The following is an 18,155-nucleotide window of genomic DNA, read 5'->3' on the forward strand; positions in this document are numbered from 1 at the left end:
CCCGGGTCACCGTTTCCGTGAGCATCGCTGACGCGGCTGCCGTGCGAACTCCGCACAGACCCGGGACTTCTTCGCAACTCAAGGATCCTCAGGGTCATGCCAGGGCACGCACAAAGTGTCCACTCACGGCGGACACACTCGGCAAGGGTACAACGCTCGATTGTCGGGGTCAAACATACGATTCCACGAGCCCTCCTTCACCATGTGGGGCCAAAGATCACCCAAACGAGCCATCCCGCGAATTTCCGGCGACCGATCGCTCTTGTTCGAGTGTGTTGATGACCCAGTCGGTGATGGGGTTGGTTTCGGTGCGGATGCCGGTGTCGTGGGTGCCGTTGGGGTCGTACCAGAGGGTGGTGTTTCCGCCGAGTTCTCTGGAGTGTAGCGCCCAGGTGAGTCCTTGGCGGGGGTTGACGCGGGCGTCTTTGACGCAGATGACTATCAGGGTTGGTGGTGGGGTGGTGGTGAGTTTGCGCAGGGGGGAGAGTTCCTCGAGGGCGTGTCGGTGGTGGGGGTTGTGTTGGGGGTCGCCCCATTCGTCTCGGTCGGCTTGTTCGGTGAGTGAGGGGTGGCGGAGCAGTGATTCGAGGGGGTCTATGTAGCCGTTGACGATCACGGCAGCGTCGATAGGTGCTGTGTGATCGGCGAGGAGGGATGCGGTGAGGAAACCTCCGGCCGAGACGCCGATGACGCATATTGTGGTGGCGGTTACTGCTCCTTGACCGTTGCGTAGCCAGGCGATGGCTGCGATGGTGTCGGCCAAGGAACGGCCGCGTCGGTCCTGAGAGCCGGCGTGATGGCGTTGGGGGTCTCCTCCTCCTCGAACGTGGGCTGTCGCCACGGCGTAACCGCGATCCATCCAGCGACCAAGTTCCTGGTCGCCGTCGAGGTCGATGTCGATTCCGTAGGCCCCATAGACCATGACGATGACCGGCCCGTGGAAGGTGGCGAAGTCACCGCGCCATCGGATGTCAAGATCACACTGATACCCGTCCGGGGAGACGACACGCTCGCGTGTGGCGTGGATATCTGCTCCGGGATGCTGATGCGACGGGTTGAGTACCCGTCCGGCACCGTCGAGGTACCAGGTGATAGGGGGTGTTCCCACGATCATCTCGGTGATGACGAATCCGGTTGAGACGGCGCCGGGACTCGGGGTCAGCTGGAACATTCCCGCTGTGCTCAGCAAAATCCGCTGACCAACAGCAGCCGTGGCGGTGTGTGCCAGTGGTATCCACACCAAGTCCTCGGTGTGGCAGGTGTCCTGGGTTCGACTGACCCGGGCGAGCACGGCCCCGTGGGCGCCTACGAGATGGCAGAGTTTTCCCTGCCCGGCCGCTACCTGCCACCGATTCTGTACCTGACCGTCACTGATCTGGCTGGCCTCGATACGCCACCGCTGATTGATGTTGACCGCGTGGAGCAGCACGTAACCGGCATCCAGTGGCGCAACATCGATCAGGCCGGGATCACACACCTGTTCAGACACAGGAATGGCCTGCTGCGGATCGGTGAGGTCGAAGACCTGCCAGACCCTGCGACTACGAACGCCGTGACCGACCTTGACGAAACACCGCACGGAACATGCCTCGACCTTGACCCCGGCGGCGGGTCCCTCGGCAAGTACCCGCGGAGGATCATCCAGACGGGTCGTAGTGACCGGCAACAGGCGCGCTCTGGCCCTGCCCGGCTCGTTGGGATGCGGCTCCACGAACACCACAACCGGCGACTCTGCCTGAGCCAACACTGCTTCGGGATACAGTCCCACCAGTACGAGTCCGGGTTCCGGATCGCCCCATTGGTGAACCGCCACCGCGTAGCGTTCCCGTTCGGGGTCGCGCAGAAGACGACACCACCACCCCAACTCCACAGACAGGTCACGCCTGCCCGTCACCCAGCCACGCAGTCCCTCGATCCCGGTTTCCGCAAATACCAAGAGTGCGCCCATCGGATGCTGCTCCACCGGATCCGACACCGGCTGCCCCACCAAGTCCTTGTCATCCCCCGTGGCCAAACGCAACCATCCCCCAGCCAAAGGCACCACCTCAACACCATCAGCACCCCATCTCTCACTCCAAGAGGTTTCAGGATCGCCCTCGACTGTGTTGATGTCTTGACCGTGTTCCTTCAGCAACTTCATGAGTGTGGTGTCATCAACCTCCAGCCATCGACTCCAGGGCGAGGAAGAACCACTCGCAGACGAAACCTCAGGAATATCCATTATCGATCATGTCTCTCAATCATTGCTTGCATGGTGCTTCAGGACGCGTGACTGATGGTGTTTCAGGCTGCGACGAGGGACCGGAACAGTGCAGAGCGTCGGTGCACCTCGGCGGGTGGTCCGAACTCAACCAACCGTCCCTTGTCCAGCACCAAGACCAGATCGGCGATGTCCATGCCGAAGTGGCCATGTCCGGCAGCGAAGGTGGTGATCCCCCCCATCGTGGTTCGAATGAGGTTCATGATCTGTTCCCGGTTCAGGACGTCGAGCCCGGAGGTGATCTCATCCAGCAGGAGCATCCGTGGCTGGCCGACGAGGGTCCTGGCTATCGCCAGCCGCTGGCGTTCACCGCCGGAGAAGGCGTACGCCGACTCCCCCACCGGTGTGTCCAACCCGCCGTCGCGGGCACTGATCGTGTCAGCCAAACCCACCTGACGAATGATCTCCCAACAATGCTCGTCATCAATGTCGCGTCCCAGCAACAGGTTGTCACGCACGGTTCCGCTGAACAACGGGCAGGCCTGCTCGATGTAACCAACCTGTCGTCGGTACTCGTCATCGTCATGCTCACCGAGCGGAATTCGATCTGCAAGGATTGTTCCGTCGGCGGGGACGATGAATTTCTCCAGCAGCGACAGGATGGTTGACTTGCCCGACCCTGAGGAACCGGTCATGGCGACCCAAGAGCCAGCTGGGACGCTGAATGTAACGCCGGCCAGTGCGTATTCGCGATTCCCACCTGCCTGCGGGTATCGCACTGACACATTGCGAAAATCTATCTCCCCCATCAAACCGGTTTCCGTCGGGAATCCACCAATCTGAGTAGCGACTGGCTTGAGCTGGATCCGAGATGCGGATTGATCGGTCACGGCACGCAGGTCGATGATCCGCTGCAATGCTCCCAGACACTCTGCCATGTCCATGACGGTGCCCGCGCTCCCGGTGATCGGGGCGATGATGAGCATCATGTACATGAAAAAAGATACCAGCGCCTCAACGGAGATACTTCCGGTCTGCACACGCAGCACCGCGATACAGACGATCACCAGCAGCGTCGCCTGTATGCAGATCGTGACCACCGGGCTCATGAAGGCATGTGCCTTGGCGCCTCGGTTGGCAGCATCGAGGAGTTTCTGACTGGATTTGTCCAAGCGACGAGCCGCAAATTTGTCAGCTACGAAGGCCCTCAGGGTCAGTACTGAGTCCAGCGCGCGGGTCACCTCCGCGACATATGCCCCCTGGGCTTCCTGACGATCGAAGGAGAACGAGGTCAGTCTGTTTGATATGACGATGATGAATGCTAGACAGCCCACCGTCAAACCAACCGCCGAGACAGTGAGGATCGAATCGATGACCGTCATCTGGGCCAGCGCTCCCACCACCATGACGATCCCGCCGAGGGCTTGCACGGGCCCTTGAGTGAAAACTTTGTCGAGGCGCTCGGAGTCTATGCTGCACCGGGCGACCAGATCAGCCGTGGGGTGCTGAACGAGCTTGTCCGCAGGAACCCGTAACGCAATTGCTGCGGACTCGTCTCGGAAAGCACGCACTGTACGATTACCAGCCTTCGCGCCCACAACATTCACAACAGCCGCCACACCCGAAGCGAAAACAGCTAGCCCAGCCAGAATCGCCCCGTACGGAAGCGCAGCAACGAATCCCCCATTCTGCAACACCCCTACAACTGATCCGGCCAACATAGGCTGGGCCAGCGATACAAGAGAGGACAATACCGTACCAACAAAAATCAGAACCAAGGACCTCGGTTCTAAACGCAGAATCCTCAGGAGACGGCGCAGACGACTCTTCGGCGGCTCAGCGAGGAAAACGGCGACCGACCCGCCACCCTGAGAATGGCAACGAAAGTCCTCACTAAGAACAAGATCCCGAGGATTTTTGGCCAATGGCGTTCGAGGTTCCGGCAGAGTCCGGGAACTCTCGGGCATAGCACGCCGGGGAACCATGCCGCGGCCGAACGAATCCACCCGGAACGGGTCCAGATGTTTCGCAAAATCCGAGGTCACAGCTATTCCCTTGCCTTTACCCATTGTTTCACTTTCAAACCGCCTAGAAGATTATCAGAATGCTATTTGTCAAAAATTACAGATAGGTGGCGACAAACGATTCTCGCCGCCACCCACCATAGAACTCAGACACTGCTAGCCGCACGCCCAGATACTGTAGGTCGAGCGGGAACACCAGAAAATACTCTGGTCAGTGGAGACTCGCCCCTTGGCATCCTGGGGCATCTCGACGGTGTCAGCTTGAAGATTCAAAACATTGGCCATAATTGCTACTTCCTTTACGATTGTCTTCGAACATCATGCGATAGTTGTTCAGCGGCACCACTTCGTTCATCACTCCACTTGATGCGGTACACCGAACCAAGGACGGTTGGGTGGCGGCAAACGACTCTCGCCGCCACCCACCATAGAACTCAGATACAGCTAGCGATCAGCACACAAAGAGGCTATGACTAGTCGAGCCAGAGGAGCACCAAACAATGCTGGTATGGTCGGAGCGCTTGGTCTCCTGGGTCATCTCAGCGGTATCAGCCTGAAGATTCAAAACGTTAGCCATAATTGCTACTTCCTTTACGATTGTCTTCGAACATCATGCGATAGTTGTTCAGCGGCACCACTTCATTCATCACCCAACTCGATACGGTGCTCACCGAATCGGATACGGATGGGTGGCGGCAAACGACTCTCGCCGCCACCCACCCACCATAGAACTCAGATACAGCTAGCGATCAGCACATCCAGAGGCTATGGCTGTTCGAGGTGGAACACCAAACAATGCTGGTATGGTCGGAGCGCTTGGTCTCCTGGGTCATCTCAGCGGTATCAGCCTGAAGATTCAAAACATTGGCCATGATTACTACTTCCTTTACGATTGTCTTCGAACATCATGCGATGGTTGTTCAGCGGCACCACTTCATTCGTCATTCCACTCGATGCGGTACACCGAACCAAGGACAGATGGGTGGCGGTAAACGATTCTCGCCGCCACCCACCCACCATAGAACTCAGATACAGCTAGCGATCAGCACATCCAGAGGCTATGGCTGTTCGAGGTGGAACACCAAACAATGCTGGTGTGATCAGAACGCTTAGTCTCCTGCGTCATCTCAGCGGTATCAGCCTGAAGATTCAGAACGTTGGCCATTGGGTTTTCACCTCCTTCCAAAAATTTTCAGTGTTGGGTTTATAGTTCCCCACCCCACCCCGTGTTGTGGGGGTGGGGAACTAGTGACTCGGTACGACCCCGATGAGGTCGCGTGTTTCCGAGCCAAGCTCTGAAACCGCCGGTTGCTGTAGCAGGTCGGCTGTGCGGACGCTGATCGGCAGAGCAAGGTACGGGTGCTGGGATCGGTAGGTGTGCAGCGCCAGCGCGACTCCGGCAGCGCCGGTACCCAAGTCGGAACTGAGACGGATCAACCCGTCACCGATCACCAAGGCGTGTTCGTCATGGGTCAGAAGACTGCCGAGCAGCAGACCCGCTTGTCGATCGGCCTCCGCCCGATACTGGTCTCCAGCGGCTGTCAGCGTGACGAGGATGCCGGCGCGACCGTGATCCAAACCCGGATAGACGTAGAAGTTGGAGGAGCAGGCTTTGATGATCCCGGCACGTTCCTGCCGGGTCAGCACTGGCTCACCCGTGATACGTTCGAGCGCCGAGGCGATCAGCAGCACACCCGCTGATCCCCAGTCGTTGTAGGGAAGGACCCGGCTCTTTTCGCGGTCTTCGATCATCACCTCACCGGTTGGGATGGTGACGCACGCATCCAGATCCGCGCGCAACCGAACCCTGGCCCTGGCAAGCGGTTCCTCAGCGCCGGTGACGGCATGGGCAACCAAGTCGGTCAACGCCACCCCAGTCAATCCCCAAAACAGTCCCCGGCGACGACACAACGCAGTCCACGCTGATCCGTCCGGCGTGAGGCAGGCATCCAACCTGCGATACGCCGCAACCGCACGATCCATCAACTCCGAATCCCCGGTCGTTTTCGCAACCTCTAGTGCAGCCAAGATCACTCCCGCCTGACCCGCACCCAGATCCAATCGACGCCGCCCCAAGGCCCGGTCGAGTGCCACATCCGCGGCGGCCACAGCATCCTGGTGTGCACCCACCTCGCTGAGTGTCAGCGCAACCCCGGTCAAACCATTCAACAATCCCGACGCTTCCTGCTCCGGCCACGCCTTGGCAATCTTCCGCAACGCATCCACATCACGATCAGCTGGTCGAACACCAACACGCTGCTGCGCCAACACCACGCCAGCACGCCCAGTCGTGATCACCTCATGAACACACTCCCCCGACTGGCTGATATCACCAGGAAACGCCCCACCCGAACCAAACTGCCGCGACCACTCGATCCCGCTCAACAACCCGGAAATCCCAGAATCCAGCCCCGGTGGCTGAGGTGGCACACCAACAGTGACATCACCTGCCGTCACTGGACGAGCGCCAGCGGCATAACGCCCCTCCACCGACGCCAACTGCTCAGCTGCCCGTTCGCCATAGATCTCACGGACCTTTCGACGACACCGATCCCAAAACGCCGGCGACACCGCCTCAATCTCAAAGTCAACGCAATACAAGAGCATGATGCAACGCGCCACTGCAAACCAGTCAGCCTGCACGGCATCCAATGACTTGTCAGCACAGTACTCGAACACCCTGAAACCGAGCTCACGCGGTGAATCCACCCTACTGGCATCCTCCAGATCAAGCATCGTCACCGTTCCATCATCGGAGACCACCACATTCCCGGGATGGAGATCGCCGAATGCCCAACCACGCTGGTGAATCCTTTCGACGATGGCGATGATTTGTTCCACGATGGCCACCGCTTGGCGGGCGTATTCTGCGGGATCGTTATCTTGAAGACGATCGTTATATGACATCCAGGACGTGAGGGCTACACCGGGAATGTAATCCACTTCCAAATAGCGGTGCTCCCAGGCTGTGAACGAACCTCGAAGCTGCTGCACGCCTTTCACGCCGACAAGGTCTCGCAGCACTTCTTCCTCAGCCAACTGGCGCTGCAAGGCGCACCGGTTCCGGCCGTCCAGCCCGGCATGCGGTCTGGCTTCTCGTAGAATCCTGACCTCACCATCAGGCAGTTCCGCGCGATACACCCCACCCGCATTGCTGAAGCTCAAGGGCTTGATGCTCACGAAATCATCCAACCGGGACTGGCTCGACTGCTGCGATGCCTCATATGCCGGTCGAAGAATTTCTGGAAGCTCGACTCCCTCAGGAATCACAACACGTGGATCACGATGATCGGGTATCAATTGCATGTTACGAAGATCAACAATCGACTCAACCGGGTCATCATCTACATCAGGCACTCGCATACCAAGAATTGCCCCATACCGAACGAACACAGGAGCATTTGGGACGTATCGAAGGTCGGAGAGGATATAAGGCCCTTCCTGCCCCTTCAACGTATCGCCGAGAGCGATCAGTAGTTCCCGCAACTGGTCATCGTCATTGGGATAGATCGTGATGAACTTACCCGCCGCACCACGAGCCTGATTCTTAGAAGAAGAGCCACGCAACTGGCCCAAAGTCGGCAAAAACTTAAACGAAACCCCAGCCTCCAGGCACACCCTTGTGGTTCGCGCCAAAGTCTCCACAGCGCACTCAGGTGTCGCCGACACATGAATCTTCCACCCCTGCATACGAGGCTGCCAATCGCGGGGCGTCCACCCCTCCCAACTACCCCGGCACTGCACCAGCCATCCAGCCGGCAACTCCACCGACTGCAGCCGCTTATCCGACAGGCCAGCCAGCATCTCGACAAGCGGTCCCGACTGACCATAGAAAGGCGATTCCTTCACCGCTCCCTGAAAATACTCAAAACGTACAGCCACAGATTCTTCTCCCTATGTCTTCCAATCAAAATTTAGCGATTTTCCAGATAGCTCAGCCAGCCAAGTTCCAGAACACCAACTGATATAAACAGTCGATTCCCACACGACTAGCACGGAATCAGCTCTGGCGCGAAGCATTTATTCACACACCTTGAGCGACACTCACATGTATTCTTTGAGGCTTATTCATAGGGGTGTTTTGGCTTTCTCCAACTAACGCTTTATCCGAGGGGGATGTGGGGGCGGCTTGCCCGATCTGAGACAATTCAAGGTGTAGAAAGAAAACCCTCAGATGAAAGACAAGCCGCTGCCGTGAATACTACCACGATCCTTGAGCGTGATCAGATCCTTGACCTGTGTGAACTGATCCACACATCCCGTTCCGGAAACCTATCCGGCAGCAGGATCCCGTGCCCTAGGCTTGTTCCGCTGTATCCAAATCACTGTGTTAACACTCAGACACAACCTCACCCAAGAGTTACTGGCCGACATCCACACGGTTTCCCAAGCCACCATCTCGAGAGTAGTGGCGGTCTACACTCCCTTGATCGCCGAGGCCCTCCAAGCCTGGGTGCCCGGCACGGGGGACCTCGACCCAGACCGCCAGTACATCATCGACGGTACTCTGGCGCCCTGCTGGTCATGGCACGACCGTCCCGAGCTGTACTCAGGCAAACACCACACGACGGGGGTGAACCTGCAAGTGGCCTGCACCCTGACCGGACAGCTCGCCTGGATCCCCAGAACCATCAGCAGGCAGTGTGCATGATGCAAAGGCCATCACAGAATCCGGATTCCTCACAACCCTCAATGCTCACAATCATATCGGGGACAAGGGCTACATCGGATTGGGAATGATCACCCCCGTGAAGAAACCCGCCCATGGTGAACTCACCGACACCGATAAAAGAAACAACACGACCATCAACCGCGTCCGCTACCTCATCGAACGTGTCATCGCGAACCTCAAAACCTGGCGTGTCCTGCACACCGATTACCGTCGCCCTTACAACACCTTCGAAACCACAATACAAGCCGTCACGGGACTCGTCTTCGCCTACACCCCATGAATAAGCCTCTTTGTTCTTAAATAGAAATACAATCTCGCAAGGTAATATCAAAGCCCCCTCGTATTTATCGAATCCAACCGGTCCAGAGCTAGCAGCAAGTTGCATAACCCGATTGATGATTCATTTCGATCCGCTGTTGCGGAACACGCCACCTAGAACATCACGCCTACTTTCATCATGTCAACCCCTCCAGTCGAGATCTCACCGTCACTCGAAGTCGCCACCCAAGCGACTTGCCTGAGGTTTCGTACCGCTGCTTTGTGAGTTTAATTTTTGAAATATGACCCCAGAAATGGGTTCGCAAACAGAAAGATCCCCAGTCAGAAACGCTTTCACATATGATTGAATGTGACACTTTAGCCCGAGTTGCTTGCGCGAGAATCCCCTACCGGTAGCATGAGAACTGACACGGATCACCCAACGTTTCGTGCCGGTTTCTTTCGAGGCGGGGGAGGGCACAGCATGCCGCGAAGAATAGATCTAAATGTGAAGAAACGAGCGTTACGGCTACTGCGCGAGCACCGAGGTCGGTACCCGACGTTGACGGCTGCCTGCATCGCCGTGGCACGCCACGAGGGGATTGGAGCCGAGACCCTGCGACGCTGGGCGGTGCAGGCCGAGATCGATGAGGGGTCCCGCACCGGGACCAGCAGCAGGCAGCATGAGCAGATCCGAGCCTTGAAGGCGGAGAACATTCGACTACGGGAGGATGTGGCGATACTGAGAGCAGCGACAACTTTCTTCGCGGGGGAGCTCGACCCCTACAACCGCTGACCATCGCCTTCATCGGGGAGATGCGCGGCCGAGGTTTCGCGGTCGAGTCGATCTGCCGGGTCCTGCGAGGACAGGGCTGTCAGATTGCTGCGAGGACCTATCGGGCCTGGAAGACACGTCCACCATCGGCCCGGGCGATCAGCGATCAAAGAGTCCTAGAAGCTATCGAGAAGCTCGCTTGGACGACCGACTCTCGAGGTCGCAGGCGTCTGACTCCTGAGGGTCGTTACGGACGTCAGAGGATGCTGACGGCGTTACGCAACGCAGGCGTGGATGCCACCCCCGGAGCGGTGGACAGGGCCATGCGGAAACTCGGTCTCAGTGGGATCAAACGCAGCAGATCGGCGTAGGAAAAGCTTGACGTGTCCAGTCGAGTCGCAACGTCACAGCTCCAACGCTGAAGGTGCGCGTCCCGGCCTCATCCCAAGGAGTTGGGTGGACGCATGAGCCGTGTCCTTGGAGATGAACACGTCTGCGCCCGCCATGAAGTGACGTGTACCTCGAGGTCCTACCTCAGTACCGATCAAGCGCTCGGCGCGTCTGCGATCCCCATGTCTAGCCCATGCACGGAAGAGCGCGCAGATTCCTCTGGATGTGCGGAGCCAGAGTCTTTGCGTGCTCCTCCTGCTGAACAACGGAAGGGGCGGTCCCCCATGGGTGACCGCCCCTTCTGAGCCTCGTCAGCGGATGTCGCCGAAGTCGATGTCGTCCAGTGGAACACCGGGGACATCCAGATCAGAACCGAACGAGTAATCGTACGGGTCGTAGCTGACCGTGTAGGCCTGCGACTTCGCATCCGCAGTGGGCTCCACCCGGATGTTGCGATAACGCTCCAGACCGGTACCAGCCGGAATCAGCTTACCGAGGATCACATTCTCCTTCAGGCCGACGAGGGTGTCCGACTTGCCCTGGATGGCGGCGTCGGTAAGCACCTTCGTCGTCTCCTGGAAGGACGCGGCCGACAACCACGAATCCGTGGCGAGGGATGCCTTGGTGATACCCATCAGCACCGGACGTCCCTCCGCGGGCCGCCCTCCCTCGGTCAGGGCCTTGCGGTTCGCCGCCTCGTAGACCTGCCGGTCCACCAGCTCACCCGGCATCATCGAGGTGTCACCCGAGTCGATGACGGTCACGCGACGCAGCATCTGACGGATGATGATCTCGATGTGCTTGTCGTGGATGGGAGCGCCCTGCGTGCGGTACACGCGCTGCACCTCTTCAACCAGGTGCTCCTGGACCTTGCGCAGACCACGGACGCGCAACACGTCCTGCGGATCCACCTGACCGGCGGTGAGCTGCTGACCGATGCTCACGTGCACCCCGTCGCGGATTGCCACGCGCGCCCCGTTAGCGTCCTCGAACTCCAACCGAGTGCGGCGCGCCACCGGGTACTCGAGGTCATCGCCGCCATCGTCACGCACGATGATGATCTTGCGGCTGCGGTCACCGTCCTCGATGCGGATGACACCGTCAGCCTCGGCGATGGGTGCTTTACCCTTCGGCTGCCGGGCCTCGAACAGTTCCACGACGCGCGGCAGACCCTGCGTGATGTCGTCACCAGCCACACCACCGGTGTGGAAGGTACGCATCGTCAGCTGGGTTCCGGGCTCGCCGATGGACTGAGCAGCCACGATACCGACAGCCTCACCGACGTCTACGGTCTTTCCGGAAGCCAGCGACCGGCCATAGCACATGGCGCAGGTACCGGTGGCGGCCTCGCAGGTCAGCACGGAACGAACCTTGACCTGGGTGACACCGACGGAGGCAAGCCGCTCGATCTCGGCGTCACCGAGATCGGTGCCCGCGACGACGAGCACGTTGCCCTGAGAGTCAGTGATGTCGGTTGCCGCGGTGCGGGCATAGACGGCGGTCTCCACGTCAGGAACGATAGAGACGGAAGCTCCCTCCTCCAGCGGTTCCGCCGCGATCTGGGTCTTCCTGCCGTCCTCGTCCGTGACGATCTTGGTCCAGCGAGCGATGGTCTTGACCAGCCCACGTTCGGTCTGGCAGTCCTCCTCGCGGATTATGACGTCCTGCGAGACATCCACCAAGCGCCGGGTGAGGTACCCCGAGTCGGCAGTCCGCAACGCGGTGTCGGCCTGTCCTTTACGGCCACCGTGGGTGGAGATGAAGTACTCCAGCACCGACAAGCCCTCGCGGAAGTTCGATTTGATGGGCCGAGCGATGATGTCGCCCTTCGGGTTGGCCACCAGGCCTCGCATAGCCGCAATCTGACGCATCTGGGTCATGTTGCCGCGAGCACCCGAGTTGACCATCACGAAGATCGGGTTGGTCTGCGAGAAGTTGTCCTTCATCGCATCCGTCAACTCCGCGGTGGCGTCGGTCCACAGCTCGATCAGCTCCTGACGACGCTCGTCCTCCGTCACCGAACCACGCTCGTACAGGGTGTCGATCTTCGCGGCCCGGGCGTCGTAGGCAGCGAGGATCTCTGGTTTGCTCGGCGGGGTCTGGACATCCGCGATGGAGACGGTCACTCCGGAGCGCGAACCCCACTGGAAGCCCAGGTCCTTCAACCCATCGAGAGTGCGCACGGTGTCGATCAGTGGATACCGCTCGGCAAGGTCGTTGACAATCTGGCCGATCTGTTTCTTGCCGACTCGCTCATTCACAAACGGGAAGTCCGAGGGAAGGGCCTCGTTGAACAGGGCCCGTCCAAGCGAGGTCTCGAGGATGACCGACCCGTCGGCACGCACCTTGTCGGCATACCCGACTGGGGGAATGACCCCCTCGAGACGCAGCTTGATGGGAGCGCCGACGTGCAGGTCACCGCGGTCGTGGGCCATGATCGCCTCGGCCACCGAAGAGAATGCGCGACCGGCTCCCTTCTCCTCTTCCTGCAGCATCGTCAGCCAGTACATGCCAATGATCATCTCGTGGCTGGGGACGGTCACGGGACGACCGTCTGCCGGCTTCAGGATGTTGTTCGTCGACAGCATCAGCACCCGCGCCTCGGCCTGGGCCTCGGCAGACAGTGGCAAGTGAACGGCCATTTGGTCACCGTCGAAGTCGGCGTTGAAGGCTGCACAGACGAGCGGATGAAGCTGGATCGCCTTGCCCTCGATCAGCTGCGGCTCGAAGGCCTGGATGCCGAGGCGGTGAAGGGTTGGTGCACGGTTCAGCAGCACCGGATGCTCGGCGATGACCTCCTCCAGCACATCCCACACGATGGGGCGCTGCCGCTCCACCATGCGCTTAGCGGCCTTGATGTTCTGAGCGTGGTTGAGATCGTCCAGGCGTTTCATCACGAAGGGCTTGAACAGTTCGAGGGCCATGGCCTTCGGCAGGCCGCACTGATGCAGCTTCAGCTGGGGACCAACCACGATAACCGAACGACCCGAATAGTCGACGCGCTTGCCAAGCAGGTTCTGGCGGAACCGGCCCTGCTTGCCCTTGAGCATGTCCGAGATCGACTTCAAAGGACGGTTACCCGGCCCGGTAACAGGACGGCCACGACGCCCGTTGTCGAACAACGAATCGACGGCCTCCTGGAGCATGCGTTTCTCGTTGTTGACGATGATCTCGGGCGCGCCAAGGTCGAGGAGACGCTTCAGCCGGTTGTTGCGGTTGATGACGCGGCGATAGAGGTCGTTGAGGTCCGATGTTGCGAACCTACCGCCGTCGAGCTGCACCATGGGACGCAGGTCCGGCGGAATGACTGGAACGGCATCGAGCACCATCCCGGACGGGTCATTGTTACCGCTGAGGAAGGCAGCTACCACCTTCAGGCGCTTCAAGGCGCGGGTCTTGCGCTGTCCCTTGCCGTTGGTGATGGTCTCACGCAGCTTCTCGGCCTCAGCCTGCAGGTCGAAGGTCTCGAGACGCCTCTTGATGGCCTCGGCACCCATGTAGCCGGTGAAGTACTTGCCGTAGCGCTGCTTCATGTCCCGGTAGAGGATCTCATCGCCCTCCAGGTCCTGCACTTTCAGCGACTTGAACCGATCCCACACAGCCTGGGCGCGATCGATTCGACGCTGGTACTGGTTACGGAGCTGCCCCGCTTCCTTCTGCGCTCCGTCAGAGACCTTGCGTTTGATGTCGGCCTTGGCGCCCTCCGATTCGAGCTGGGCGAGGTCCTCCTCCAGCTTGGCCAAGCGGGCCTCGATCTCCGAGTCCCGGTTCTTCTCGAGCTGTTTGATGTAGGCCTCGTGACGGGCCTGGAGGCTCGGGAGGTCGCGGTGACGAGCCTCCTCATCCACGTGGGTGATCATGTGCGCGGCGAAGTAGATGACCTTCTCCAGATCCTTCGGCGCGATGTCCAGCAGATACCCGAGGCGCGAGGGGACGCCCTTGAAGTACCAGATGTGGGTGACGGGGGCGGCCAGTTCAATGTGCCCCATCCGCTCGCGGCGCACGTTGGAACGGGTCACCTCGACGCCGCAGCGTTCACAAATGATGCCCTTGAAACGCACCCGCTTGTACTTGCCGCAGTAGCACTCCCAGTCCCGGGTGGGGCCGAAGATCTTCTCGCAGAAGAGGCCGTCACGCTCCGGTTTCAGAGTGCGGTAGTTGATGGTCTCGGGCTTCTTGACCTCACCGTGGCTCCACTCGCGGATCTGGTCGGCGCTCGCCAGTCCGATGCAGAGCTTGTCGTAGACGTTCACGTCCAGCATTGGTTCTCTTTCCCCCGCCGCCCCGGCGGGTGCCTGTGCCTGAAATCTGAGGTTTTACTGGTGCCGGGTAACCGGCGTGTGACTGAGTCAGACTCAGACTTCGGTGACGTCGAGGAAGTGGTCGCCTCCGGGACGTCTCCCGAGATCGATGCCGAAGTCCTCGGCGTTGCGCAGATCGTCCTCCGATTCCCGCAGGTCGATGACGCGTCCGTCCCCGGAGAGAACCTCCACGTTCAGACACAACGACTGCATCTCCTTGACGAGCACCTTGAAAGACTCCGGGATGCCGGGTTCGGGGATGTTTTCTCCCTTGACAATTGCCTCGTAGACCTTCACGCGACCGGGGACGTCGTCGGACTTGATGGTCAACAGCTCCTGGAGGGCCCACGCAGCTCCATAGGCCTCGAGGGCCCACACCTCCATCTCGCCGAAACGCTGACCACCGAACTGCGCTTTGCCGCCCAGCGGCTGCTGGGTGATCATCGAGTACGGGCCGGTGGAGCGGGCATGGATCTTGTCGTCGACCAAGTGGTGCAGCTTCAGCATGTACATGTAGCCGACGCCGGTCTTCTCCGGATAGGGCTCACCGGAGCGACCGTCGAACAGCTGGGCCTTGCCGCCGCCATCGATGAGGCGCTCCCCGTCGCGGGTGGTCAGCGAGTTCTCCAGCAGGCCGGTGATCTCGTGCTCGTCCGCGCCGTCAAAGACGGGGGTGGCCACCCGGGAGTCCGCCTCGACGCGGCCGAGACCGACCTGGCGCAGGCGATCCGCCCAGGCCTCCTTGACCTCCGTGATGTCCCAGCCGGTCTTGGCGATCCACCCGAGATGGTTCTCCAGCACCTGCCCGATGTTCATCCGGGACGGGACGCCGAGAGGGTTGAGGACGATGTCGACGGGGGTGCCATCGGCAAGGAAAGGCATGTCCTCCACGGGAAGGATTTTCGAGATAACGCCCTTGTTGCCGTGACGGCCAGCAAGCTTGTCACCGTCGCTGATCTTGCGTTTCTGGGCGACGTGGACCCGCACCAGCTGATTGACCCCGGGCGGCAGTTCATCGTCATCACGGGTGTCGAAGACCCGCACCCCGATGACGGTGCCAGATTCACCGTGCGGCACCTTCAGGGAGGTGTCGCGGACCTCGCGGGCCTTCTCCCCGAAGATCGCGCGCAGCAAGCGCTCCTCGGGGGTCAGCTCGGTCTCGCCCTTCGGGGTGACCTTGCCGACCAGGATGTCACCGGCCGACACCTCGGCACCGATGCGGACGATGCCACGCTCGTCGAGATCGGCCAGCATCTCGTCGGAGACGTTGGGGATGTCGCGGGTGATCTCCTCGGCCCCCAGCTTCGTGTCGCGGGCGTCGACCTCGTGCTCCTCGATGTGGATCGAGGTGAGGACGTCGTCCTGAACGAGACGCTGCGACAAGATGATCGCGTCCTCGTAGTTGAGGCCCTCCCACGGCATGAATGCAACAAGGAGGTTCTTGCCGAGCGCCAACTCACCCTGGTCGGTGCAGGGGCCGTCGGCCAGAGGGGTGCCGATCTCGACACGGTCCCCGACCGCGACCAACGGGCGCTGGTTGATGCAGGTGCCCGCGTTGGATCGCACGAACTTCTCGAGCCGGTAGGAGGAGTAGGTGGCGTCATCATTGGCGATCTCGATGATGTCCGCCGTGACCGAGGACACCACACCGGCCTTCTTCGCGAGGGTCACGTCACCGACATCCACGGCGGCACGGTACTCCATGCCGGTGCCTACGAATGGGGCCTCGTTGCGGATCAGCGGCACCGCCTGGCGCTGCATGTTCGCACCCATCAGCGCACGGGAAGCATCGTCGTGCTCAAGGAACGGGATGAGCGCGGTGGCAACCGAGACCATCTGACGCGGCGAGACGTCCATGTACTCAACGTCTGCAGCCGGGATGGTGTCAACGTCACCGTGTTTGATGCGCACCAAGACGCGTTCCTCGGCGAGGCGACCCTCGGCGTCGAGGACCGCATTGGCCTGGGCGATGGAGAACCGGTCCTCCTCGTCGGCGGTCAGGTAGTCGATCTGGTCGGTGACCTTGCCATCGACGACGCGCCGGTACGGGGTCTCGATGAACCCGAAGGCATTGACCCGGGCGAACGAGGCGAGCGAACCGATGAGGCCGATGTTCGGACCCTCGGGGGTCTCGATCGGGCACATGCGACCGTAGTGCGAGCTGTGGACGTCGCGTACCTCCATGCCCGCGCGGTCGCGGGAGAGGCCGCCGGGACCGAGCGCCGAGAGCCTGCGTTTGTGGGTCAACCCCGCGAGCGGGTTGTTCTGGTCCATGAACTGCGACAGCTGTGAGGTGCCGAAGAACTCCTTCAACGCCGCCGTCACGGGGCGGATGTTGATGAGGGTCTGCGGAGTGATGGCCTCGATGTCCTGAGTGGTCATGCGGTCGCGGACGACGCGTTCCATGCGTCCCAGGCCAGTGCGCAACTGGTTCTGAATCAACTCACCGACGGTGCGGAGCCGACGATTGCCGAAGTGATCGATATCGTCGTCCTCGACCGGCAGGCCGTTCAGCTCCTCCCTGTGCTCGTGGAGGGCCACGACGTACTTGATGGCCGCGACGATGTCCTCCATGGTGAGGACCTGGCTGTCGAAGGGCAGGTCGAGTCCGAGCTTCTTGTTGATCTTGTAGCGGCCAACTTTTGCCAGGTCGTAGCGCTTCGGGTTGAAGTAGTAGTTCTCCAGCAGCGCCTGGGCGGCATCGCGGGCCGGGGGCTCGCCGGGACGCAGCTTGCGGTAGATGTCCAGCAGCGCTTCGTCCTGGGTGTTGACGGTGTCCTTCTCCAATGTCATGCGCATGGACTCGAAGTCACCGAACTCTTCGAGGATGCGGTCCTCGCTCCAGCCGAGGGCCTTGAGCAGGACCGTGACGTTCTGCTTGCGCTTGCGGTCGAGACGCACGAAGACCATGTCGCGCTTGTCGATCTCGAACTCCAACCACGCACCGCGGGAGGGGATCACCTTGCAGGAGTAGATGTCTTTGTCGGATCCCTTGTCAGGGGTGATCTCGAAGTAGACGCCTGGGGAGCGAACGAGCTGTGAAACAACGACACGCTCGGTGCCGTTGATGATGAAGGTGCCCTTGTCGGTCATCAGCGGGAAGTCGCCGATGAACACGGTCTGCGACTTGATCTCACCCGTCTCGTTGTTGACGAACTCAGCGGTCACGAACAGCGGGGCGGCATAGGTGACGTCGCGGTCCTTGCATTCCTCGATGGAGTGCTTGGGCTCTTCGAAACGATGATCGCGGAAGGACAGCGACATCGTCTCGTTGAAATCCTCGATGGGGGAGATCTCGGAGAAGATCTCCTCCAGCCCGGAGCGGGTATTGACATCGGTGCGGCCAGCGGCCAGGCGCTCCTCGACATCGGCCTGCCAGGCCTCGTTTCCGATGAGCCAGTTGTAGGAGTTAATTTGGAGATCGAGCAGGTTGGGGACCTCAAGTGGTTCGTGGATCTTCGCGAATGAGATCCGACCACTGGGCAAGACAACATTGGTGTTCTTCAACGCAGAGCGCGAGGCGGCCAAGATTCGG

Annotated in this window: 8 protein-coding genes; 3 read left to right on the forward strand and 5 right to left on the reverse strand. The window is 60.4% G+C overall.

Going from position 1 to position 18,155, the window contains the following annotated elements:
- Window positions 1-217: 217 nt before the first annotated feature.
- From V7R84_RS10620 to lanKC, 3 genes are all read right to left on the reverse strand, one after another.
- On the reverse strand, window positions 218-2,140 hold the full coding sequence (locus V7R84_RS10620) for a prolyl oligopeptidase family serine peptidase (protein WP_338568769.1): 1,923 nt from the start codon (window positions 2,138-2,140) through the stop codon (window positions 218-220).
- A gap of 143 nt (window positions 2,141-2,283) precedes the next feature.
- Window positions 2,284-4,269, reverse strand: coding sequence for an ABC transporter ATP-binding protein (locus tag V7R84_RS10625; RefSeq protein ID WP_338568772.1), 1,986 nt, complete (start codon window positions 4,267-4,269; stop codon window positions 2,284-2,286).
- Window positions 4,270-5,469: 1,200 nt separating this feature from the next.
- Window positions 5,470-8,028 (reverse strand): class III lanthionine synthetase LanKC, encoded by a 2,559-nt coding sequence (lanKC, locus tag V7R84_RS10630; RefSeq protein WP_338573878.1) that lies wholly within the window; start codon window positions 8,026-8,028, stop codon window positions 5,470-5,472.
- A 523-nt stretch (window positions 8,029-8,551) separates the two neighbouring features.
- Between lanKC and V7R84_RS10635 the strand changes: the two genes are divergently transcribed.
- The 3 genes from V7R84_RS10635 to V7R84_RS10645 all read left to right on the forward strand — a co-directional run bounded on the left by V7R84_RS10635 (window position 8,552) and on the right by V7R84_RS10645 (window position 9,950).
- Complete coding sequence (locus V7R84_RS10635) at window positions 8,552-8,875, forward strand: hypothetical protein (protein ID WP_338568775.1); 324 nt, start codon at window positions 8,552-8,554, stop codon at window positions 8,873-8,875.
- Window positions 8,868-9,176, forward strand: coding sequence for a transposase family protein (locus V7R84_RS10640; protein ID WP_338568778.1), 309 nt, complete (start codon window positions 8,868-8,870; stop codon window positions 9,174-9,176). Before V7R84_RS10635 ends, V7R84_RS10640 begins: the two co-directional genes overlap by 8 nt.
- 462 nt (window positions 9,177-9,638) lie before the next feature.
- Entirely contained in the window at window positions 9,639-9,950 is a 312-nt protein-coding gene (locus tag V7R84_RS10645; protein WP_338568780.1) for a hypothetical protein, read from the forward strand.
- A gap of 680 nt (window positions 9,951-10,630) precedes the next feature.
- On the opposite strand, the gene V7R84_RS10650 is transcribed toward V7R84_RS10645, so the two are convergent.
- Both V7R84_RS10650 and rpoB read right to left on the reverse strand, forming a co-directional pair.
- Window positions 10,631-14,581, reverse strand: a complete 3,951-nt coding sequence (locus tag V7R84_RS10650; RefSeq protein ID WP_338568782.1) for a DNA-directed RNA polymerase subunit beta' — start codon at window positions 14,579-14,581, stop codon at window positions 10,631-10,633.
- 93 nt (window positions 14,582-14,674) lie between these two features.
- Window positions 14,675-18,148 (reverse strand): DNA-directed RNA polymerase subunit beta, encoded by a 3,474-nt coding sequence (gene rpoB / locus V7R84_RS10655; protein ID WP_338568784.1) that lies wholly within the window; start codon window positions 18,146-18,148, stop codon window positions 14,675-14,677.
- Between the last annotated feature and the right edge of the window lie 7 nt (window positions 18,149-18,155).

This window comes from Arachnia propionica, assembly GCF_037055325.1.
Classification (GTDB): domain Bacteria; phylum Actinomycetota; class Actinomycetes; order Propionibacteriales; family Propionibacteriaceae; genus Arachnia.